Source organism: Bacillus mesophilus, assembly GCF_011008845.1.
Taxonomy (GTDB): Bacteria; Bacillota; Bacilli; order Bacillales; family SA4; genus Bacillus_BS; species Bacillus_BS mesophilus.
This window is the reverse complement of record NZ_JAAIWM010000001.1, coordinates 166,453-189,641: the sequence shown is the minus strand read 5'-3', so window position 1 is coordinate 189,641 and position 23,189 is coordinate 166,453. Positions and strand designations below refer to the sequence as shown.

Annotated in this window: 23 protein-coding genes; 22 read left to right on the top strand and 1 reads right to left on the bottom strand. The window is 37.8% G+C overall.

Annotated features, from left to right (window positions below; genetic code table 11):
• Positions 1-371: 371 nt before the first annotated feature.
• From G4D63_RS00945 to spoVM, 17 genes are all read left to right on the top strand, one after another.
• The gene (locus G4D63_RS00945; protein WP_163176778.1) at positions 372-779 is read left to right on the top strand and encodes a nuclease-related domain-containing protein; all 408 of its coding nucleotides are present in this window, start codon (positions 372-374) and stop codon (positions 777-779) included.
• Positions 780-1,521: 742 nt separating this feature from the next.
• The gene (locus G4D63_RS00940; RefSeq protein ID WP_163176776.1) at positions 1,522-2,403 is read left to right on the top strand and encodes a YicC/YloC family endoribonuclease; all 882 of its coding nucleotides are present in this window, start codon (positions 1,522-1,524) and stop codon (positions 2,401-2,403) included.
• 59 nt (positions 2,404-2,462) lie between these two features.
• Entirely contained in the window at positions 2,463-2,726 is a 264-nt protein-coding gene (gene remA, locus G4D63_RS00935; RefSeq protein ID WP_163176774.1) for an extracellular matrix/biofilm regulator RemA, read from the top strand.
• A gap of 13 nt (positions 2,727-2,739) precedes the next feature.
• Positions 2,740-3,354 carry a guanylate kinase gene (gene gmk / locus G4D63_RS00930; RefSeq protein WP_163176772.1) on the top strand — a complete coding sequence of 205 codons (615 nt, stop codon included), beginning with the start codon at positions 2,740-2,742 and terminating at the stop codon, positions 3,352-3,354.
• Positions 3,355-3,357: 3 nt separating this feature from the next.
• Positions 3,358-3,594 (top strand): DNA-directed RNA polymerase subunit omega, encoded by a 237-nt coding sequence (gene rpoZ / locus G4D63_RS00925; RefSeq protein WP_163176770.1) that lies wholly within the window; start codon positions 3,358-3,360, stop codon positions 3,592-3,594.
• A 362-nt stretch (positions 3,595-3,956) separates the two neighbouring features.
• Positions 3,957-5,156: a bifunctional phosphopantothenoylcysteine decarboxylase/phosphopantothenate--cysteine ligase CoaBC gene (gene coaBC, locus G4D63_RS00920; protein WP_163176768.1), complete on the top strand. Its 1,200-nt coding sequence runs from the start codon at positions 3,957-3,959 to the stop codon at positions 5,154-5,156.
• Positions 5,153-7,570 carry a primosomal protein N' gene (priA, locus tag G4D63_RS00915; protein WP_163176766.1) on the top strand — a complete coding sequence of 806 codons (2,418 nt, stop codon included), beginning with the start codon at positions 5,153-5,155 and terminating at the stop codon, positions 7,568-7,570. The genes coaBC and priA overlap by 4 nt, the downstream gene beginning before the upstream one ends.
• A gap of 15 nt (positions 7,571-7,585) precedes the next feature.
• Positions 7,586-8,050, top strand: a complete 465-nt coding sequence (def, locus tag G4D63_RS00910; protein ID WP_163176764.1) for a peptide deformylase — start codon at positions 7,586-7,588, stop codon at positions 8,048-8,050.
• A 12-nt stretch (positions 8,051-8,062) separates the two neighbouring features.
• On the top strand, positions 8,063-9,025 hold the full coding sequence (fmt, locus tag G4D63_RS00905) for a methionyl-tRNA formyltransferase (RefSeq protein WP_163176762.1): 963 nt from the start codon (positions 8,063-8,065) through the stop codon (positions 9,023-9,025).
• Positions 9,009-10,370, top strand: a complete 1,362-nt coding sequence (rsmB, locus tag G4D63_RS00900) for a 16S rRNA (cytosine(967)-C(5))-methyltransferase RsmB (protein ID WP_163176760.1) — start codon at positions 9,009-9,011, stop codon at positions 10,368-10,370. Before fmt ends, rsmB begins: the two co-directional genes overlap by 17 nt.
• Before the next feature lie 41 nt (positions 10,371-10,411).
• A complete protein-coding gene (rlmN, locus tag G4D63_RS00895; protein WP_163178331.1) occupies positions 10,412-11,470 on the top strand; it encodes a dual-specificity RNA methyltransferase RlmN in 1,059 nt (352 codons plus the stop codon).
• Positions 11,471-11,473: 3 nt separating this feature from the next.
• Positions 11,474-12,232, top strand: coding sequence for a Stp1/IreP family PP2C-type Ser/Thr phosphatase (locus G4D63_RS00890; RefSeq protein ID WP_163176758.1), 759 nt, complete (start codon positions 11,474-11,476; stop codon positions 12,230-12,232).
• Positions 12,232-14,181: a Stk1 family PASTA domain-containing Ser/Thr kinase gene (gene pknB, locus G4D63_RS00885; protein WP_163176756.1), complete on the top strand. Its 1,950-nt coding sequence runs from the start codon at positions 12,232-12,234 to the stop codon at positions 14,179-14,181. The genes G4D63_RS00890 and pknB overlap by 1 nt, the downstream gene beginning before the upstream one ends.
• 16 nt (positions 14,182-14,197) lie before the next feature.
• Positions 14,198-15,076 (top strand): ribosome small subunit-dependent GTPase A, encoded by an 879-nt coding sequence (gene rsgA, locus G4D63_RS00880; RefSeq protein WP_163176754.1) that lies wholly within the window; start codon positions 14,198-14,200, stop codon positions 15,074-15,076.
• Positions 15,077-15,078: 2 nt separating this feature from the next.
• A complete protein-coding gene (gene rpe, locus G4D63_RS00875) occupies positions 15,079-15,738 on the top strand; it encodes a ribulose-phosphate 3-epimerase (protein WP_163176752.1) in 660 nt (219 codons plus the stop codon).
• A gap of 83 nt (positions 15,739-15,821) precedes the next feature.
• Complete coding sequence (locus G4D63_RS00870; protein ID WP_163176750.1) at positions 15,822-16,466, top strand: thiamine diphosphokinase; 645 nt, start codon at positions 15,822-15,824, stop codon at positions 16,464-16,466.
• A 98-nt stretch (positions 16,467-16,564) separates the two neighbouring features.
• Entirely contained in the window at positions 16,565-16,645 is an 81-nt protein-coding gene (gene spoVM, locus G4D63_RS00865; RefSeq protein ID WP_058002606.1) for a stage V sporulation protein SpoVM, read from the top strand.
• Between the two features lie 207 nt (positions 16,646-16,852).
• Here spoVM and rpmB read toward each other — a convergent pair whose 3' ends face one another.
• Complete coding sequence (gene rpmB, locus G4D63_RS00860; protein WP_149219258.1) at positions 16,853-17,041, bottom strand: 50S ribosomal protein L28; 189 nt, start codon at positions 17,039-17,041, stop codon at positions 16,853-16,855.
• 330 nt (positions 17,042-17,371) lie between these two features.
• Between rpmB and G4D63_RS00855 the strand changes: the two genes are divergently transcribed.
• The 5 genes from G4D63_RS00855 to recG all read left to right on the top strand — a co-directional run bounded on the left by G4D63_RS00855 (position 17,372) and on the right by recG (position 23,154).
• Positions 17,372-17,734, top strand: a complete 363-nt coding sequence (locus G4D63_RS00855; protein ID WP_163176748.1) for an Asp23/Gls24 family envelope stress response protein — start codon at positions 17,372-17,374, stop codon at positions 17,732-17,734.
• A 16-nt stretch (positions 17,735-17,750) separates the two neighbouring features.
• A complete protein-coding gene (locus G4D63_RS00850; protein WP_163176746.1) occupies positions 17,751-19,442 on the top strand; it encodes a DAK2 domain-containing protein in 1,692 nt (563 codons plus the stop codon).
• A gap of 94 nt (positions 19,443-19,536) precedes the next feature.
• A complete protein-coding gene (gene sdaAB / locus G4D63_RS00845) occupies positions 19,537-20,199 on the top strand; it encodes an L-serine ammonia-lyase, iron-sulfur-dependent subunit beta (protein ID WP_163176744.1) in 663 nt (220 codons plus the stop codon).
• Between the two features lie 26 nt (positions 20,200-20,225).
• Positions 20,226-21,113, top strand: coding sequence for an L-serine ammonia-lyase, iron-sulfur-dependent, subunit alpha (sdaAA, locus tag G4D63_RS00840; protein ID WP_163176742.1), 888 nt, complete (start codon positions 20,226-20,228; stop codon positions 21,111-21,113).
• On the top strand, positions 21,106-23,154 hold the full coding sequence (recG, locus tag G4D63_RS00835; protein WP_163178329.1) for an ATP-dependent DNA helicase RecG: 2,049 nt from the start codon (positions 21,106-21,108) through the stop codon (positions 23,152-23,154). Before sdaAA ends, recG begins: the two co-directional genes overlap by 8 nt.
• Positions 23,155-23,189: the final 35 nt, after the last annotated feature.

Sequence of the window (23,189 nt, the reverse complement as noted above, 5' to 3'; positions counted from 1 at the left end):
GCTGTCATTTATGGAAGCACTTTTGGAGACTCGCTGATAAACGGTGTTAATTAGCTGATAAAAGAAGGTATCTCGCAGATATAAAACTTAAAACCACTGATAAAAATAGAAGCTCGCAAATAAACAGCAAATACCGCTGATATCTAGACTATAGAACGAAAAATAGCTTTGGCAACTCATTTTACAGTTACTTGAATGTACAGATATGAATAATAAACTTACTTCTAACAATTAAAATTCATTCATATAACAATCCACATTACTAATTTTAAAAAAAATTCTCTGGGAGCCCCTCTTTGTCACTATAGAACAAGGAGTTTACTCCCAACATGTTGAATAATTAAAGTCTAAAAAAATAAAGGAGTGATAAGTTGAGAATACAAAAACGAGAAATCCCTATTCATATAAGAAGATTAGAGGCGTTATCAAGGAGATTAATGAAAAGTCATCCAGCATTTCATAAAGTTCATGAGAATCTACTGAGGCAGAGAGCCGGATACCAAGGGGAAAAAGCAATAGACTACTATTTGAAATATTTACCAAAGGAAGAGTATTTGGTCTTGCACGGACTAAGGTTGTTCGATGGAGTAGGTTATTTTCAAATTGATTACCTTATAATTTCCAAAAGTTTTATTTTAGTAATTGAAGTTAAAAATATATTCGGTACGTTACTATTTGATCCAGAATTTAATCAATGTATTCGTATTTCTCAAGATAAAGAAGAAGGGTTTAAAGACCCTATACTCCAAGTAGAGAGACAAAAAAACCAACTTATTTAATGGGTATCTGAAAATACCAGCTATGTAGATATTCCTATAAGATCATTAGTTGTTATAAGTAATCCCTCGACGATCATTAAAGCTACATCTAAAAAAAACCAAATATCCCAAAAGGTAATCCACAGCTCAAAACTCCTTTCAAAAATTGACGATTTTCATCAACTTCATCCAAAAGTAGTCCTGTCCTTAAAAGAGATAAAAAAATTAGCTAACAAAATAGTGAAACAGAATGAAATCTATACAACTAATGTTTTGGAGTCGTATGGCCTAGTTATTTCTGACCTTATATCAGGAGTCTTCTGTCAAACATGTTTTACTGTTCCAATTAACCGAATATATGGGGCATGGAAATGTCAAGGTTGTAGTACAGTCAGTAAAACTGCCCATATTGTAGCAATTGAGGATTATGCCCTTTTAATCAATACAACAATAACGAATCAGGATGCCAGAGAGTATTTGGGGATTTCCTCGCCATTTGTAGTCAACAGACTACTTAAATCTCTAAAGCTCTCGTGTATAGGTGATAATAAAGCAAGGCAATACAGACTGGAGTCTTTGGTAGACTGACCTTTAATGTTGTAATCTACAAGGACAAACTGACCATAGCACCTTTCCGAATAAACTCATTTTCACCTGTCTAAATATTTAATCTTTTTCGAATAATCATCTTCTATCTCCTTTTTACTATGTAAATTGAGTATTAGGTGATAAAATAAATAGACTAGGAGTTAGGAGTGATATTTTGCTAACTAGTATGACTGGTTTTGGACGTATACATAAGCAGTTTTCCGATTATTCAATCACAGTTGAAATGAAATCTGTGAATCATCGGTTTTGTGAAGTAAATATACGAATCCCTAGGCAAATGATGCTTGTTGAAGAAAAGATAAAGAAATTAATTCTTACATACATACAACGAGGGCGTGTCGAGGTTTTTATTAGTATTGATGGAAGTACTCTCAGCTCCAAAGAAGTTCAGATACAGTGGGAGTTGGTAGAACAATATTATCAGGCATTACAAGAGGCAAAGCAAAGGTTCGACCTTCTAGGAGGAGAAATCAAACTAGAAGATTTATTCCAACATCCAGAGTTTACAACCATTGTTGAAAAAGAAATGACTAATCAACAGCTAGAACAGGATCTGTTACAGATTGTAGAAAAAGCTGTTCTTCAATTAATGGAAATGAGACGAGAAGAAGGAAAAGGATTATTACAAGATATTATAAGAAATCTTGAGTATATTCAAATTAGTACTCAAGCAGTGGAAAAGCTTTCACCAAAGGTTGTGCTTCAATATAGAGATCGACTTCAAAAGAAAATGGCTGAGTTTTCAGATGGTTTTATTGATGAGGCAAGGCTCTTGAATGAAGTGGCTATTTTAGCTGATAAAGTAGATATAAATGAGGAAGTGACAAGAATCAATAGTCATATCTCTCAATTTTATAAAACGATTGACGGAGAAGAGCAAGTGATCGGTAGAAAGCTTGACTTTCTAGTTCAAGAATTAAACCGTGAAATTAACACAATTGGTTCAAAAGCGAATGATGTTACCATAGCTGAGCATGTTGTCAATATGAAGACGAAGCTCGAAAAGATTAAAGAACAGGTGCAAAACATTGAATAAGATGCTTATAATCCTTAAAAAACAAGGTTAGAATAGATTTGTGACTTTAGGAGGAAGAAATGAGTATAAAGTTAATTAACATAGGTTTTGGAAACATCGTTTCAGCTAATCGAATCATTGCGATTGTTAGTCCTGAATCTGCACCAATTAAGAGAACCATTCAGGAAGCACGTGACAGAAGTATGCTGATTGATGCTACATATGGGAGACGTACCCGCGCGGTTATTATCACAGACAGTGAACATATTATATTATCTGCGGTGCAACCGGAAACTGTTGCACAGCGATTTGTAAATAAAGAAGATTTATCTGATGAAGGGTAGGTACATTTAACTGATGAATGAAAGAGGGTTACTAATTGTCCTTTCCGGACCATCTGGTGTAGGGAAGGGAACTGTAAGGAAGGCAATCTTTAACGAAGAGGATACGAAGCTACAATACTCTATTTCAATGACTACCCGCAGTCCACGTGATGGCGAAGTTGATGGTGTTGATTATTTCTTTAAATCACGTGAAGAATTCGAAGAACTTATAAAAAAAGACAAACTGCTTGAATGGGCCGAATATGTAGGGAACTACTACGGGACACCTGTAGATTATGTCGAGGAAACGTTACAAAAAGGTCAGGATGTTATGCTTGAGATAGAGGTTCAAGGGGCATTACAAGTACGTAAGGCTTTTCCTGAAGGTTTATTTATCTTCTTAGCGCCACCAAGTCTAAATGAGTTGAAGAGTCGTATCCAAACAAGAGGGACAGAGTCTGAGGATCTAATCAATAATCGGATGACGGTTGCTAAGGAAGAAATTGAAATGATGGATGCATACGACTATGTAGTGGAAAATGATAAAGTCGAGTTTGCCTGTGAACGAATTAAATCGATCGTTGTTGCAGAGCATTGTCGTCGTGAACGTGTGGCTAATCGATATAAAAGAATGCTGGAGGTTGAATAATATATGTTATATCCATCTATTGATACGTTAATGAACAAGGTTGATTCAAAATACAAATTGGTAACAGTTGCAGCTAAGAGAGCAAGAAATCTACAAGATAAGCATGCTTTATTACTAGATAAAACAGTTTCTCATAAATATGTGGGGAAAGCGTTAGAAGAGATTTCGGCTGGAGTGTTAGGCGCAAAAGCTCATCAAGCTAAGACTATAGAAGAAGAAACACAAGAATTCTTACGATAACAACCTAGCAGTAGGTTGTTATTTTTTTAAGATAGAGAAAGATAAACTTTTTACAATAATGGTAAAGCCAAGTCAAATAACCCTGAAAGAATAAAAGGGTTTTATTCTTCCAGGAACATTTGCTTGTCAGAGGCCTGCAGGATGCAGGTCAGGCAGGAGTTGCAACAGGACGTTGCGCTTTTAGCCTGTCATCCATTAATGGCGCTTGCGCTTTTCTATTGTCTAGCTTCAGTGCCTAGCTCTTCGAGTCAAATAACCCTGACAGAAGAAAAGGGAAAAGCACCTTTTATTCTGTCAGGAACATTTGCTTGTCAGAGCTGGACGAGGCACTTCAGCTTTTCTTAAAAGGGGGATCATTTGCAATGAATAAGAATATTTTACTATGCGTAAGTGGAGGCATTGCTGTTTATAAAGCTGCTGCTCTTACTAGTAAGCTAGTTCAAGCAGGATTTCAAGTAAAAGTTATTATGACTGAATCGGCAACAGAATTTGTCACACCATTAACGTTTCAGGCTTTATCACGTAATCCTGTATTTACCGATACTTTTGATGAAAAAGAGGCAAGTGTAATTGCTCATATTGACTTAGCTGATTGGGCGGATTTGATTGTAGTTGCTCCTGCTACTGCTAATATTATTGGTAAGTTAGCAAATGGAATTGTCGATGATATGCTCACGACAACAATTGCTGCAACAAAAGCACCAGTTTGGATTGCTCCCGCTATGAATGTACATATGTATGAAAACCCAGCAGTTAAACGTAATATAGAGGTTTTATTTAAAGATGGTTATCGTTTTGTTGAGCCTTCAGAAGGCTATTTAGCATGTGGTTATGTGGGGAAAGGTAGATTAGAAGAACCAGAAACGATTACGAGCCTGGTAGTTGACTATTTTACAGTACCATTTCAACCCTTAAAAGATTTATCCATACTTGTTACTGCGGGACCGACGAGGGAAAAGTTGGATCCAGTGAGGTTCTTTTCGAACTCATCATCTGGAAAGATGGGTTTTGCTATTGCAGAACAAGCTGCTAAACTAGGGGCAAAGGTGACCTTGGTTACTGGACCCACACATTTAACCACCACATCGAATATAAAGCTGGAAAGAGTTGAATCTGCAGAACAAATGTATCAAAAGGTGATGGACTATTTTCCAGGCTCCGATATTGTGATTAAATCTGCAGCAGTAGCAGATTATCGTCCGATTCAGTCTGCTAATCATAAGATGAAGAAACAGGATGGGACGTTAACCATTGAATTTGAAAGAACAACAGATATTCTTAAAACTCTTGGTTCAATAAAAGAGGACAAGTTGTTAGTGGGCTTCGCAGCAGAGACTGACCACATTGAGGAGTATGCGAAGAAAAAGCTTCATGCCAAGAATCTAGACCTGGTTGTAGCTAATAATGTTAACCAAGAAGGTGCTGGTTTTCAAAGTGATACCAATATTGTTACCATCTATGGAAAAGATGAATCAATTATGGAGCTGCCCATGCTATCTAAACAAGAGGTAGCACAAGCCTTATTAGAAAAAGTTGAAAAACTTTGGAGAGAAAAGCAATGAATATTGCAAAGGTAATTGTTGATGTTCCAGCTAGACAAACGGATCGCGCATTTGATTATCTGATCCCAGAAGATTATTACGGACTTGTTCAACCTGGTGTGCGAGTGATCGTGCCTTTTGGTCCTAGGAGTCTTCAGGGGTTTGTTGTAGGTGTAGAATCTAGCTCAAACGTTGAGAAACTGAAAGCAATTACTCAGTTACTAGATATTGAGCCTATTCTAAATGAGGAGCTCCTACAATTAGGAAAGTGGGTTACAGAACAAACACTGAGCTATCAAATTTCATCCTTTCAGGCCATGCTCCCTGCAGCATTGAAAGCAAAATATGAAAAAGAAGTAGAATTAATTAAGCCTGAACAACTTTCATTTATGCCAGTTACCTTACAAAAATTATTTCAACAGAGTCTAACGGTTTCATGGGGGAATATTGAGAATGAACCAGGGCTTATGAAATCTATTCAGAAGGAAATAGGTAACGGCAATGTTGAGGTTAATTATGTAGTAAAAGCGAGAGGTAAGAAAAAAACACATAAGGTCTTATTCTTTAATTCTACTAATGAAGAGGCTAGAACATTACTAGATACCATGTCTTCTCAAGCTGCACGTCAGAAAGAAGTGATTGAATTTTTTCTAGATAAACAGATTAAAGAAGTGCCACGAATTACTCTTAAAAATGAATTATCCACGACTGATTCGCCGATTAAAGCTCTAATCGAAAAGGGGATTCTAACCGAAAAAGATAAGGAAATTTATCGTGATCCTCATGCTAATCGAGAATTCAAAAGGACGCAACCATTACCCTTAACTGAGGAACAATCAAACGCTATTATTCCGATCTTACATTCTATTGAACATAATCAACATCAAACCTATTTATTATACGGTGTTACTGGAAGTGGAAAAACAGAGGTTTATCTTCAATCTATTGAAGAAGTGTTAAAAAAGGGCCAGCAAGCGATTGTACTAGTTCCTGAAATTTCATTAACACCTCAAATGGTTGAACGATTTAAGGGGAGATTTGGTTCAAGTGTGGCTGTATTACATAGTGGACTTTCTATTGGTGAGAAATACGATGAATGGCGGAAGATTTACCGCAAAGAAGTTAATGTGGTTGTTGGTGCTAGATCTGCTGTGTTTGCTCCATTTGAAAACTTAGGAATCATTATTATCGACGAAGAGCATGAGTCAAGCTATAAGCAGGAAGAAAACCCAAGATATCATGCAAGAGATGTAGCGATATACCGAGGTAGTTTTCATCAGTGTCCCGTTGTGTTAGGAAGTGCGACACCAACTTTAGAAACCTTCGCCAGAGCGAAGAAAGGTTTGTATGAGCTACTACCTTTATCAAAGCGCATGCATGATAAGGGAATGCCGGCAGTCGATATTGTTGATATGAGAGAAGAATTAAGAGAAGGAAACCGATCCATGTTCTCTTCGCTCTTATTTGAAAAATTACAGGATCGCTTAGAGAAGAAAGAGCAGACTGTATTGTTTTTAAATCGTCGAGGCTATTCTACTTTTATAATGTGTAGGGATTGCGGGTTTGTTGTTACTTGTCCCGAGTGTGATATTTCCCTTACCTATCACCGATCTCAACAGTTAGTAAAATGTCATTATTGTGGCTATGAAGAACCAGTTGTAAAACAATGTCCTTCATGCCAAAGTGATCATATTCGTTTTTTCGGAACCGGCACTCAAAAGGTAGAGGAAGAAATCGGAAAACTCTTACCTGAGGCACGTATTATTAGAATGGACGTGGATACAACTAGTAGAAAAGGATCTCATGAAAAGCTATTAACAGCTTTTGGTGAGGGAAAAGCCGATATTTTACTAGGAACACAGATGATTGCGAAAGGGTTAGACTTTCCTAGAGTTACTTTAGTCGGAGTGCTGACTGCGGATACTATGCTTCATCTTCCAGATTTTAGGTCTAGTGAAAAGACCTTTCAGCTATTAACTCAGGTTAGTGGGAGAGCAGGTCGTCATGAACTTCCTGGTGAAGTAGTTATTCAAACCTACACACCAGAGCATTATAGTGTCGAGCTTGCTAGTCAACATAATTATCAGGATTTTTACTTAAGAGAAATGGGGATTAGGAAACTGCATCAATACCCACCATTCTTTTATGTTACATTGATTACAGTAAGTCATCCTGAAATTACTAAGGTAGTAGCTGTTACAGAAAAGATATCAACCTATTTACGATCAAATCTTTCAAGTCAAACAATAGTCCTTGGACCTGCTGCATCTCCCATACCTCGGATTAAAAATAGATATCGATATCAATGCATGATAAAATACAAGGATGAACCGCAGCTTAGATCCTATTTGAAGGATTTAATGGATCATTATCAGAAAGAAATGCAACAGGAACTTCAAATCACGATTGATATGAACCCATATATGATTATGTAGAATGAGGTAGCAACCATGGACAAATTAACCATTCTAACCTATCCAAATGCAATTCTTCAAAGGCGTTGTAATCAGGTTAGGATTTTTGATAAAGTACTAAGAAAGTTATTAAGTGATATGAAAAAGACGATGATAGAAGCAGATGGAGTTGGCTTAGCAGCTCCACAAGTCGGAATTGAGCAACAAATTGCCATTGTAGAGGATGATGAAGGCAAGATCATCGCCCTCATAAATCCCGTTATACTTGAACAAACAGGAAGTCAAGTTGGTCCAGAAGGCTGCTTAAGTTTTCCGGGCCTTTTTGGTGAAGTGGAGCGACCTAGTAGAATAAAAGTACGTGCACAGGATCGTTTTGGGAAGTATTTCACACTTCAAGCAGAGGATTATTTTGCACGAGTAATCTTACATGAAATCGATCATCTAGAGGGAATCTTATTTCCCTCCAAAGCGTTAAGTTTATATAATGAAGAAACGTTATAAAGGAGGGCTTAGATGCTGAAAATAGTATTTATGGGGACACCTGATTTCTCAGTTCCAGTATTACAAAGGATAATTGAAGAAGGACATCAAGTTATTGGAGTGGTAACACAACCAGATCGTCCAAAAGGTAGAAAACGAGAATTAACACCGCCCCCAGTAAAAGTAGAAGCTCTAAAGCATAATATACCAGTGTTTCAACCTGAGAAAATTAGAGAACAATCACAGTACGAACAAGTGATTAATTGGGGTGCCGATTTGATTGTAACAGCAGCCTTTGGACAAATTTTGCCTAAGGCTTTGTTAGAAGCCCCTCGATTAGGCTGTATTAATGTTCATGCATCTTTATTGCCGGAACTCCGTGGTGGTGCTCCCATTCATTATTCAATTATCCAAGGGAAGAAAAAGACGGGTGTAACCATCATGTATATGGTAGAAAAACTTGATGCCGGCGATATCTTATCAAAGGTTGAAGTAGACATTTCCGAGACAGATCATGTGGGAACATTGCATGATAAATTAAGTATTGCAGGTGCTGAACTATTAGCTAATACCATTCCTGAACTAATTAAAGGTACTATTAATCCAATTCAACAAAATGAAGAGGAAGCTACCTTTGCTTTTAATATTAAAAGAGAGCAGGAACGCATTAATTGGGAGCATAAAGGTGAAGTTATTTATAACCATATTCGTGGATTACATCCGTGGCCTGTTGCTTATACACATTTAGATGGTCAGGTTTTAAAGGTATGGTGGGGAGAAAAACTTATTGCACCATCAGAAGGAAAACCTGGTGAGGTGATCCGGATTGACGACGATGGAATTGTTGTCGCAACTGGAAACGATATAGCGATAAAGATAACAGAATTACAGCCTTCTGGAAAAACGAGAATGAGTGGAGAACAATTTCTACGTGGAGCAGGGGCTAGCTTAACAGCAGGTATCCTGTTAGGAGATGAACATGAAAACAACAGCTAAAACAAAAAATGTTAGGGAAGTCGCCATAGATTTATTAGTACAAATTGAGAAAAATCAAGCCTATAGTAACCTGTTACTACATCAAGCTATTAAGCAGCATCAGGTTAGTAGCAAGGATACAGGTCTTTTAACAGAAATGGTGTACGGAACCTTACAAAGAAAGCTTACTCTAGATTTTTACATAGAGCCTTATCTAAAGAAGCAGAACAAGCTCGAGGACTGGGTTAAAATATTGCTAAGAATTACTGTCTATCAAATGAAATATTTAGATAGAGTTCCTGACCGAGCAGCCATTTTTGAAGCAGTTGAAATTGCAAAGCGAAAAGGTCATAAGGGGATTGGATCAATGGTAAATGGTGTCTTGCGTTCTCTTCAAAGGACTGGTTTTAGGTCGTTTGATGAGGTACAAGATCCAATTGAAAGACTAGCCATTGAGATGAGTTTTCCATCCTGGTTGATCTCGAGATGGGTAAAACAATACGGTTTGGAAGAAACGAAAGAGTTATGTCAAGAAACCTTACTACCGCCGATTTCTTCTGCACGAATAAATACTGCTGTAACAACAGCTGAAGAAGTAATGAAAAGTATGGAAGAAGCAGGAGTAAGTACAAGAACTGGAAATCTTTCAGATGATGCGCTTATCATTGAAAGAGGTAATTTTGCTAACACTGCTGCCTATCAGGATGGACTTTTGACCATTCAGGATGAAAGCTCTATGTTAGTGGGTAGAGCGCTTGGTCCAGAGAAGGATGATATGATCTTAGACAGCTGTGCTGCTCCTGGTGGTAAGTCCACACATATAGCTGAATTACTCCGAAATACCGGAAAGGTCATTTCAGTAGATTTACATGAGCATAAGATTAAACTTATAAATGAGCAAGTAAATCGTCTTCATTTAACCAATGTTGAAACAAAAGTAATGGACAGCAGAAAGCTCACTGAGGTTTATAAATCAGAAACCTTTGATCGAATTTTAGTTGATGCTCCTTGCTCTGGACTAGGGGTTATTAGAAGAAAACCAGATATTAAATATCAGAAGAATGAGAGTGACATTCACAGCTTGGCTGGTATTCAATCTACTATATTAGATGCAATTGCCCCACTACTGAAAAAGGGTGGAACCCTGGTATATAGTACATGTACAATGGATAAAGAAGAAAACGATGAAGTTGTGATAAAATTTTTAGAAAGCCATCCTGATTTTGAGCGAGATTCTATGTTAGTAGAGCGGTTACCAGAGAAGATTAGAGGCAATGCTGAACATAACGGAGCACAAATTCAAATTCTTCCTCATCACTTTGGGACGGACGGATTTTTTATCTCATCTTTAAGAAAGCAGGTGTAATAGTGGAAAAGGAAACTCCAACAAAGACTAAGCAGCTAGAACTGAAAGAACAACAAAAACCCTCCATCTATTCTTTAAGACTTGAAGAATTAGAGCTTTGGTTAAAGGAAAACGGTGAACCAAAGTTTAGGAGTACACAGATTTTTGAATGGTTATATAGTAAGCGAATTTCATCCTTTGAAGACATGACAAATGTTTCGAAGTCTTTACAAGACAAGCTTAGTCAAGCTTTTACGGTAACTACCATGAAAACATTGATTAAGCAGGAATCTAAGGACGGGACCATTAAATTTTTATTTGAGTTACATGATGGCTACTCTATAGAGACAGTTTTAATGAGACATGAATATGGAAATTCTGTTTGTGTAACAACACAGGTAGGATGTCGGATCGGTTGTACGTTTTGTGCTTCTACCCTAGGCGGACTAAAACGTAATTTAGAGGCTGGTGAAATCGTTGCCCAAGTAGTAAATGTGCAAAAAGCTTTAGATGAGACAGGAGAACGAGTTAGTCATGTCGTAATAATGGGTATAGGAGAGCCGTTTGATAATTATGATGCGATGCTTTCATTTTTAAAAATTATTAATCATGACAAAGCTTTAAATATTGGCGCTCGACATATTACCGTTTCAACTAGTGGGATCATCCCTAAAATCTATGCCTTTGCAGACGAGCAATTGCAAATTAATTTTGCTCTATCACTGCATGCACCAAACACGGAGCTTAGAAGTAAGTTAATGCCTATAAATCGAGCATACAAGCTTGATGACCTTATGAAAGCAGTTCGCTATTATGTTGAAAAAACAGGAAGACGAATTAGCTTTGAATATGGGCTTTTTGGCGGGGAAAACGACACGGTTGCTCATGCTGAGGAGTTAGCGAAATTAATTAAAGGAATTAAATGTCATGTTAACTTAATTCCTGTAAACTACGTGCCTGAACGTGATTACGTTCGTACACCAAAAGAACAAATTTTCGAATTTGAACGTACATTAAAAAAACATGGCATAAATGTAACAATTAGAAGAGAGCATGGCCATGACATTGACGCAGCCTGCGGACAGCTACGTGCAAAGGAGCGTCAAGAGGAGACGAGGTGAAGTATGAAGACGTTTTTTCTATCAGACAGGGGAAAAGTTAGACAGCATAATGAAGACAACGGTGGCGTTTTCTATAATAGTGCTAATCAAGTATTAGGTATTGTTGCAGATGGAATGGGCGGACATCGCGCTGGTGATGTGGCAAGTAAAATGGCTACAGAATTAATCGAATCATATTGGAAAGATACCCCTTCTATTAAATCGCCAGATGAAGCCGAAAAGTGGTTGAAACAACATGTTACATTAGTAAATGAACAACTATTTCAGCATTCTAAAGAAAATGACGAGTGCGAGGGGATGGGGACTACCCTTGTAATCACTATTTGTACCGATGAATTCATAACGATTGCTCATATCGGAGATAGTCGTTGTTACATAGTCGAGAATGGACAAGTTCAGTTAGTAACCGAAGATCACTCTCTTGTTAATGAACTTGTTCGCTCGGGTCAAATTTCCAAAGAGGATGCTGAATATCATCCACGGAAAAATGTGCTTCTCCGTGCATTAGGGACAGACATCAACATTCAAATAGATGTCAAAACATTAACGAATGATGACCTTCGTTATATTATGTTATGTTCTGATGGCCTATCTAATAAAGTAACAAGTGCTGAAATCTTAGCAGAACTTCAAAAGGATCAACCAATTGAAACAAAAGGGACTGCGCTTGTGTCTTTGGCTAATGATTATGGTGGAGAAGATAATATTACCCTTGTTTTACTTGACTACAATAGCGTTCAAACGGAAAGTGGTGGACGCTAATGATCGGGAGAAGATTAAGCGGCAGATACAAGGTGATCGATACAATCGGTGGTGGCGGAATGGCCAACGTGTATCTTGCTAGGGATATGATTTTAGAACGCAATGTCGCGGTTAAGGTATTACGTCCTGATTTTTCTAATGACGAAGAGTTTATCCGCCGATTTCATCGAGAAGCGCAGGCTGCTACAAGTCTAAATCATCCAAACATTGTTAGTATTTATGATGTTGGAGAAGAAGATAATATTTTTTATATTGTCATGGAGCATATCGACGGGACAACCCTTAAGGAATATATTCAAAAAAATGGGCCACTTTCAAACGAAGAAAGTGTAAATATTATGATTCAGTTAACTTCTGCTCTAGCAAATGCCCATGAAAATCAAATTGTACATAGAGATATTAAACCACAAAACATTTTGATTGATGAACATGGAATAGTTAAGGTTACAGACTTTGGAATTGCGGTAGCCTTAAGCTCAACGACCATTACTCAAACTAACTCATTCCTTGGTTCTGTGCATTATCTTTCGCCTGAACAAGCAAGGGGTGGGATGGCTACTAAAAAGTCAGACATCTATTCTTTAGGGATCGTCATGTTTGAATTACTTACAGGAAGAATGCCTTTTTTCGGGGAATCTGCTGTTTCTATTGCATTAAAGCATTTGCAAAATGATACACCTTCGCCAAAAAGGTGGAATTCTGCGATTCCACAAAGCATTGAAAATATTGTACTAAAGGCGACTGCAAAGGATCCGTTTCACCGTTATGATACTGTTGAAGCCATGGAAGATGATTTACGAACATCGTTAGAGCCACGTAGGTTAAACGAACCACCATTTAAGGCGCCTGTTCTTGACGGAGACGTCACTAAAGCCATTCCAATCATTACGAAGGAACACCTGGCTGAGAACTCAAGTATGGAGGATACAATCGTTCATAAGGAACCTAAAAAAGTGAAAACTAACCCAAAAAATCGTGGAAAGAAAATTGCAATTTGGGTTATTTCGATTTTCTTTTTACTTTCTGCTGCAGCGGTTGCTTCTATTACAATTATTCCATCATTATTATTGCCAAAAGATGTAGTTGTTCCAGATGTTACAACTCTGAGCTATGAAGCTGCCTACAAGGAACTTGATTCAATAGGGTTAATTGTTGGTGAGTCAGTTAAGGTATTTGATGAGGAAGTATTAGATGGGCAAATCGTACGAACTCTTCCTAATGCGGGACAGACCGTAAAAGAGGGAGCGGAAATCACTCTTTACATTAGTAAAGGAAAAGAAAAAGAAGAGATTGAGAATTACATTGGGCAAAATATTGATGAGATTATGACGAGTATTAAGGCTACGTTTAAAAATGTTGATATAAGACCAGAGCCATCAGAAACAATCCCAGCTGGAGAAATCACTGGTCAAATCCCAGAATCTGGAGAGTTTGTATTAGAGGAAGAAACGCTTATCCTTTTTGTTAGTGAAGGTCCTCAGGCTTTTCAACTTCAAAATCTTGTTAGTCTTAATCAAGTTCAAGTTGATAATTATGTTGCTGAGAAAGGGCTAAACCTAGTTGAGGTTACTGAAGCCTTTTCGGAGGAATTTGCTGAAGGTATTGTTATTTCGCAGAAACCTAAAGCTGGAACAGAAGTCAAACGAGGACATAACATATCAATCGTCGTTTCAAAGGGACCGGAACAAAAGAATAAAACAGTAAACCGTACAGTACTTGTGAAATATGAACCACTTGAAGGGGAAGAAGGTCAACCGCAAGAGGTACAAATCTATGTGGATGACTTAGATCGTGATATAAGTTCACCGGCAATCACTGATACGATAACAGCCGATAAGGAATACAAGCTTGTATTAAATATCCCATATAAGAAGAGTGTTACTTATAAGATTCAAAGAAATGGTGATGTAATTGATGAAGTAGTCGTTTCTTATGATGATGAAGAGTAATTCAAGGAGTGAGGCTATGCAAGGCAAAATTATTAAAGCACTTAGCGGGTTTTATTATGTTATGAATGAAGAAGGTACTACACAATGTCGTGGCAGAGGCTTATTCAGGAAGAATAAAATTACCCCTCTTGTTGGAGACGAGGTTGTTTTTCAAGCGGAAAATGAGACTGATGGATACATTATGGAGGTTCTTGAACGGAAGAACGATCTAGTTCGCCCTCCCATTGCCAATGTAGATCAAGCAATCTTAGTATTTTCTGCCGTTCAGCCTGACTTCAATCCGTTATTATTAGACCGCTTTCTTGTTTTAATTGAGTCAAAGCATATTTTACCGATTATTTGTATTAGCAAGATGGATGTAATTGCTGAAAAGGATAAACAAAACATAGAGAAATTTGCAGATGACTATCGACAGGCTGGTTATGATGTGTTGTTGACATCTACTGACGATAGGGAAACGGTTGAAACTTTACTTCCATACTTTAAAGATAAGTTATCAGTATTTGCTGGCCAATCTGGTGTTGGGAAGTCATCCATTCTTCAAGTACTACGCCCTGATCTGGTAATAAAAACAGATGAAATATCTACACACCTTGGCCGTGGTAAGCATACAACTCGTCATGTAGAGCTAATTGAGATTGGTAACGGCTTTGTTGCGGACACACCTGGCTTTAGTTCTTTAGAATTTCTAGAACTTGAGGTAGCGGATCTTTCAAGTTGTTTTCCAGAAATGAGAAGGATTCAACAGAACTGTAAGTTTAGAGAATGTACTCATCTTTCAGAACCTAAGTGCACTGTTAAAGAAGCAGTGGCAGCTGGACACATCAAAGAATATCGATATGAACATTATTTGGAGTTTCTTCAGGAGATTAAAGACCGAAAGCCGAGGTATTAAGTATGTACAAAATTGCTCCTTCCATACTCTCAGCAGATTTTGCTAAGCTAGGAGAGGAAATTAAGAACGTTGAACAAGCGGGTGCAGATTATATTCATATTGATGTAATGGATGGTCACTTTGTTCCAAACATAACAATTGGTCCATTAATTGTAGAGGCAGTTCGCCCTGTTACATCCTTACCCCTAGATGTTCATCTTATGATCGAACAACCTGATCAGTATATTGAAAGCTTTGCTAAAGCCGGGGCTGATATCATTTCAGTTCATGTTGAAGCATGCAAGCATCTTCATCGCACAATTCAATTTATAAAATCACAAGGGGTAAAAGCTGGTGTTGTACTTAATCCTGCAACCCCAGCTGAAATGATACAACCTATACTTGAAGATGTTGACCTGATCTTAGTCATGACGGTAAACCCTGGCTTCGGTGGACAACAATTTATTCATTCTACCCTTCCTAAAATTAAACAGATTTCTAGTTGGATTAAAGAAAAAGAATTAGACGTGGAACTAGAGGTAGACGGTGGAGTGAATAGTGAGACTGCTAAACTTTGCGTTGAAGCGGGTGCAACTGTTTTAGTTGCTGGTTCAGCTATCTATAATGCAGAGGATCGTTTTAAAGCAATTCAAGTATTAAAAGGTCATAACGTCAAAAAGTAGACTTCAATTAGTCTACTTTTTGACGTTATATGGATTTGTAGACGTAAAGCTACGGATATATATATTAATAAAGGGGACAAACGATGATTATTCATATAGTTGCCGGTGGGCCATTACCGTTAATACCTAATTTGACGCAGTATGTTAGCGATTCATGCATATGGGTTGGTGTAGACAGGGGGTTATTCTATATCCTTAAGCAGGGCATTAAGGCATCGGCTGGAATTGGTGATTTTGATTCTGTATCAGAGGAAGAGCTTCAATGGATGCAAGAACAGTGTGAGAATTTTTCAATTGCACCGGCAGAGAAGGATCAAACAGATTTAGAGCTTGCGCTAGATTGGGCATTAGAACAAAAGCCAAAAAAGATTAGAATATTTGGAGCAACTGGAGGTAGACTTGATCATGCCTTAGGTTCCATTCAATTATTAACAAAAGGCTTTTCTCAATCAGTACAAATGGAAATGATCGATAAACAAAATATTGTGTCTCTTCTGAAACCAGGAACTTACCAAATTCAAAGAAATTTATCTTATACCTATATTTCTTTTCTTCCACTTTCAAGGGAGGTAAAGGGGCTAACACTATCAAGGGATTTCAAGTATCCGTTAGTAAATGGAGATATTCTTTGGGGGACATCTTTGTGCGTTAGTAATCAATTAATTGCAGAAACAGGTACTTTTTCGTTTAATCATGGCATAGTCATAATGGTAAAGAGTAAAGATTAATTTTTATTAGGTAATGGTACTATTTTTATTTTTACGAATATACTACTAATGAAATCGTACATGATTATTACCCGTATTTTGTTTATAGGAGGGACATTATGAAATTTTATACGATTAAGTTACCGAAGTTCTTAGGTGGGATTGTACGCGCTATGCTGGGTACATTTAAGAAAGAGTAGACAACTAGAATTAGAGCAAGGTTTAAATGTATACGGTCTAAAGGGGGTGCCTTTTTATAAAAAAGGTGCTTCTTTTCTTTCCGAAAGAAAAATTATCTTACATAACCATAAGGACAAATGCATGTGCACGAAGTAGACTTGAAAAAATTTTTATCCTCATAAGTAACAACAAATAAAAAAGACGATGGATCTCATCGTCTTTTACGCTTACACGCGTTCTACTTTACCTGACTTAAGTGCTCTTGCAGAAACATATACACGCTTAGGCTTTCCATTTACTAGAATGCGAACCTTTTGTAGGTTAGCGCCCCAAGAACGTCTGTTAGAGTTCATTGCGTGTGAGCGAGAGTTACCGAAAGAAGCTTTTTTACCAGTGATAACACATTTACGAGCCATTATTTTTCCCTCCTTGCTACCTATATAAATCCAGTACTTATGTAATCATACATAAATACTCCTATTTCATCCCAAGGTAAAAATACTTTTTAACTTTATCATAAGAAGTTTGATATTGCAATAATTGACTCAAGAAAAAAACCTTGACATGTATTTTTTACTTTGAAGTATACTAATAAGTAAGGAAAAGGCTAAAGGACTCATTTTGCTTTTAAATTGAATAATTGTATAGTAAAATGACGATAGCTGTGAATAGAATCCCAATTACTTGGTCTCCTATATCTGGAACTTAAATTTAAGCAAGTTCGAAAATTAAAGGGGGAAACAAAAATGTCCATTGAATTAAAAACACAATATGGAAATATTGATATTTCTAACGACGTCATTACTACTATTGCAGGTGGAGCTGCAGTAGAATGCTATGGAATTGTGGGAATGGCATCAAAGAAGCAATTAAAAGATGGGATCGCAGAGATTCTAAAGAAAGAAAACTTTACTAAAGGTGTTGTAGTTCGCCAAGAAAATGACGAGATACATATCGATATGTACATTATTGTTAGCTACGGAACAAAAATTTCGGAGATTGCCCATAATGTTCAAACACAGGTAAAGTACACGTTGAATCAAACGCTTGGACTTGCGGTAGAGACAGTTAATATTTATGTCCAAGGTGTTCGGGTAACGAACGTTTAGTGAGGAGGAAAGCTTAGTGAGAATTACAACATTGGATGGAAAACGCTTTGCGCAAATGGTCATTCAAGGCGCAGAAAATTTAGGCAATAACGTAAAAATGGTAGATGCCTTAAATGTTTTTCCAGTACCGGACGGAGATACAGGGACTAATATGAACCTTTCAATTAGCTCTGGTGCAAAGGAAGTTAAGAACAATACAAATCCACATATAGGTAAAGTGGGTTCTAGCTTAGCAAAGGGTCTACTAATGGGAGCAAGAGGAAATTCAGGTGTTATTCTTTCTCAGTTGTTTAGAGGGTTTGCAAAATCCATAGAACAAAAGGAGAAAATTAACTCTGTTGAATTTGCCCAAGCACTAGAGGCTGGTGTAGAGACCGCATACAAAGCTGTTATGAAGCCTGTAGAGGGAACTATTTTAACAGTTGCAAAAGATGCAGCTAAACGAGCAAAGGCTGTAGCAAAAAAGGAAGAAGATATAATTGCTTTAATGGAAGAAGTATTAAAGGAAGCAAAAGCATCACTAAATCGCACTCCTGACTTACTACCTGTATTGAAGGAAGTGGGGGTAGTTGATAGTGGTGGACAAGGCTTAGTTATTGTTTATGAAGGGTTCCTTGCAGAATTAAAGGGTGAGAAGCTACCAAGCGCTTCTACTTCAGGTCCTTCTATGTCAGAAATGGTAAATGCTGAACATCATAAGAGTGTAGCAGGTCACATTGATACACTAGATATTGAATTTGGTTACTGTACTGAATTTATGGTGAAGTTTGAACAAGAAAAGATCAACGATAATCCCTTCTCTGAGGAACAGTTCAGACAGGACTTAAGCAACCATGGTGATTCGCTATTAGTAATTGCTGATGAAGATCTAGTTAAAGTACATATCCATGCAGAGTATCCTGGAGAGGTTTTATCTTATGGTCAAAAGTATGGAAGTTTAATTAACCTTAAAATAGAGAATATGAGACAACAGCACAGTGATATTCTTGATGGTGAACATGTAACACATTCAGCACCTACCTCAACTCCAGTTAAACCTAGTAAAGAAAAGGCTGAGTTTGGAATTGTGACGGTGGCGATGGGTTCAGGAATTGCTGAGCTATTCAAGAGCTTAGGTGCAGGTGCGGTTATCGAAGGTGGCCAAACGATGAATCCAAGCACTGAAGATATCGTTAAGGCAGTTGAAGAGGTAAACGCGAAGCAAGTGTTTATCTTACCTAACAATAGTAATATTGTGATGGCTGCTGAACAAGCGGCTTCAGTACTGGGTGAGCACGTTGCGGTGATCCCATCCAAGACAGTCCCACAAGGAATGTCAGCACTGTTAGCATTTAATCCAACAGTTAGCCTTCAAGACAACAGCGAGCTAATGAGAGAAGCAATGGGTAATGTGAAAACAGGTCAAGTAACATATGCAGTAAGAGATACTACCATTGATGGGTTAACAATAGAAAAAGACGATTTCATGGGAATTGCCAACGGTAAGATTGTCGTAACTGCTAAACAGCAGTTAGAAGTAGCAAAGCAATTACTGTCCCAAATGATTGGTGATGAAGATGAAATTATGACCATTTTACAAGGTGAGGATACAACTGATTCAGAGGTTGAAGAATTAACGTCGTATCTTGAAAGCGAATACGAAGATTTGGAAGTAGAAGTACATAAAGGAAATCAACCTTTATATTCCTATATCTTCTCAATTGAATAATGCTGTAAACTAATAGAAGGGAGTTTTCCCTTCTATTAGTTTGTGAAGAGGAATTAAAAGCATATGGATGAAGTTCTATGGGGGTGAAGTATGTATGAAATATAAAAGTGTATTTGATATTATTGGTCCAATCATGATTGGTCCTTCTAGCTCGCATACCGCCGGAGCTGCTCGAATTGGAAGAGTAGCTAGGACGTTGTTTGGTAGGGAGCCAAAATGGGTTAACATCTCTTTATATGGTTCTTTTGCCCAAACATATAAAGGACATGGAACGGATGTGGCGATCATTGGTGGAATACTAGATTTTGATACGTTTGATGAGCGAATCATATCTTCCATTGAAATCGCGGAAAAAGCAGGCATTACAATTAATTTTAGAGTAGAAGAGGCCGTTACTGATCATCCTAATACGGCAAGAGTCCATATTGGTGACGAAGACGGAGAATTTGAACTGGTGGGAATTTCTATCGGTGGTGGTAAAATAGAAATCACAGAAGTAAATGGATTTACTTTAAAGCTATCAGGGTCAAATCCTGCTATTTTAGTTGTTCATAATGATCGTTATGGAGCAATTGCTTCTGTTTCAAATGTACTTGCTAAGTATGAAATAAATATTGGACATATGGATGTGTCCAGAAAAGAAAAAGGTAGAATTGCGCTCATGACAATAGAAGTCGATCAGCAAATCGATGATAAAGTCATTGATGAGCTTACAACATTGCCAAACATCATCAATGTAACGAAGATTGTAGACTAGTAGTTTACTATAAAGGAGGGATTCATGTGTTTAGAAATGTAGCTGAATTAGTTGAGCTTGCTGAATCTCGAAAGGTAAAAATCTCTGAGATAATGATTGAACAGGAAATGTCAGTAACAAATAGATCGCGTGAAAAAATTATTGAGCTTATGGACAAGAACCTAACGGTAATGGAGCAAGCAGTAGAAAGAGGATTGGCGGGCGTCAAGTCTCATTCTGGCTTAACTGGCGGTGACGCAGTCCTATTGCAAACGTATATTCAAAAAGGTAACTTTCTATCAGGTCCAACTATTTTGGATGCTGTAAGTAAGGCAGTTGCTACCAATGAAGTTAACGCTGCAATGGGTACAATCTGCGCTACCCCAACAGCTGGATCGGCAGGTGTAGTACCAGGGACATTATTTGCCATAAGAGAAAAGTTAAATCCGACTCGTGAAGAAATGATTGAATTTTTATTTACTGCTGGTGCATTTGGATTTGTAGTTGCTAATAATGCTTCGATTTCAGGTGCAGCTGGGGGATGTCAAGCAGAGGTTGGTTCAGCATCAGGAATGGCTGCTGCTGCAATTGTCGAATTAGCTGGAGGAACACCAAGTCAGGCTGCAGAGGCAATGGCTATTACTTTAAAGAACATGCTAGGACTTGTTTGTGACCCTGTTGCTGGATTAGTCGAGGTTCCTTGTGTCAAGCGTAATGCAATGGGGGCTGCAAATGCAATGATTGCAGCAGACATGGCTTTAGCAGGAATTACAAGTCGGATTCCTTGTGATGAAGTGATTGATGCGATGTATAAAATTGGTCTAACTATGCCAGTGGCATTGAGAGAAACAGCTCAAGGGGGGTTAGCGGCAACACCAACTGGTAGAGCATTGGAAGCTAAAATTTTTGGTATTCCGCTTACGCACCGTGACTAACATCCTGAATCAATCTGTGCTCAATGTAAAAGGAATTGGACAAGAGACTAGCCTTGCATTACAAGAAATGGGTTTAACGAAGATTATTGATTTACTAGAGCACCTTCCTTACAGATACGAAGATTATCGGTTGAAGGATTTAGCTGATGTTAAGCATGAAGAACGAGTAACGGTAGAAGGGAAGGTTCATAGTGAACCTTCTCTAATGTATTTTGGTAAAAAGCGTTCTAAATTAACGACGCGAATTCTTGTTGAACGCTACTTAATTTCCGCTGTATTCTTTAATCAGCCTTACGTAAAGAGTAAACTCACACTTGGTGCTGATGTAACGATCACTGGGAAATGGGATCAACACCGTCAAACCATTACCGTTAGTGAAGTTAAAGTAGGAGAGGTTGATCGAAAACAGGATTTAAAACCCTTGTATCATACAAAGGGAGAGGTAACTACAAAAGCTCTGCAAAGGTATATTGCTAATGCCTTTTATCAATATGAAAATGATATCATTGATAATTTTCCACTGTCGCTAAGGGAGCGGTACAAGCTCTTGTCTAAACGAGATACTCTTCGGTTTCTTCACTTCCCAAAAAACTTCGATGATGTTAAGCATGCCAGAAGAAGAATGGTCTATGAGGAATTTTTATTGTTTCAGCTGAAAATGCAGGCACTTAGAAAGTATGAGCGGGAAAATTCTGCTGGGCATCCTCATCAATATCAAGAAGATCGACTACAAGAGTTTATCGATAATCTACCGTTTGCATTAACGAATGCCCAACAGCGGGTCGTAGAAGAAATTGCCACTGATCTTAAATCACCATATCGGATGAACAGGCTACTTCAAGGGGATGTAGGTTCAGGTAAAACGGTTGTAGCAGCTATTGCTCTTTACTCATCTTATCTATCTGGCTATCAAGGGGCTTTAATGGTTCCTACTGAAATACTAGCTGAACAACATTCAGAAGGGTTAAGGAATCTATTAGAACCCTTCGGAGTAAAGGTTGCACTTTTAACCTCTTCAGTAAAAGGGAAGCAGAGAAGACAAATTCTTGAGGATTTATCTAATGGGGAAATTGATTTGTTAATTGGTACACATGCTCTTATTCAAGAGGAAGTTAATTTTCACAAGCTAGGTCTTGTCATTACAGACGAACAGCATCGCTTTGGAGTGGAACAACGACGAGTCTTGCGTGAAAAGGGCGAGTCACCTGATGTGCTATTCATGACTGCAACACCGATTCCAAGAACATTGGCCATTACTGCATTTGGAGAAATGGATGTTTCTGTGATCAATGAACTTCCAGCTGGTAGAAAACAAATTGAAACCTATTGGGTTAAACATAATATGCTAGATAGAGTAATAGGTTTTATTGACAAGGAGCTAAGAAAAGGTAGACAGGCTTATGTGATTTGTCCGTTAATCGAGGAATCAGAGCACCTTGATGTTCAAAATGCAATAGACGTTCACGGTATGCTCACTCACACCTTTTTAGAGAAGTACCGAGTTGGCCTTATGCATGGTAAATTACCTGCAGAAGAAAAAGAGCAGGTTATGAGATTATTTAGTTCAAATGAAGCTCAAGTGCTCGTTTCGACAACGGTAGTAGAAGTAGGAGTTAATGTACCAAATGCTACGATTATGGTGATCTATGATGCTGAACGATTTGGGTTATCACAACTTCATCAGCTTAGAGGAAGAGTTGGTCGAGGTGCTGATCAGTCCTACTGCATATTACTAGCAGATCCTAAATCAGAGACAGGAAAAGAGCGAATGCGAATCATGACGGAGACTAATGATGGCTTTGTTCTTTCTGAAAAAGACTTGGAGTTAAGAGGCCCAGGAGATTTTTTCGGACGGAAGCAAAGTGGTGTACCAGAATTCAAAGTTGCTGATATGATTCATGATTACCGTGCCCTTGAAGTGGCTCGACAGGATGCTGTTCAACTAATTCAGTCCAAGGTGTTTTGGGAGGGACAGGATTACAAGTATCTTAGAGAAATGATAGAGACATCAGGAGCAATGAACGGAGAGAAGTTGGATTAATATTTTTGTGGTTTAAGTAAGGTATTTTCAGAACA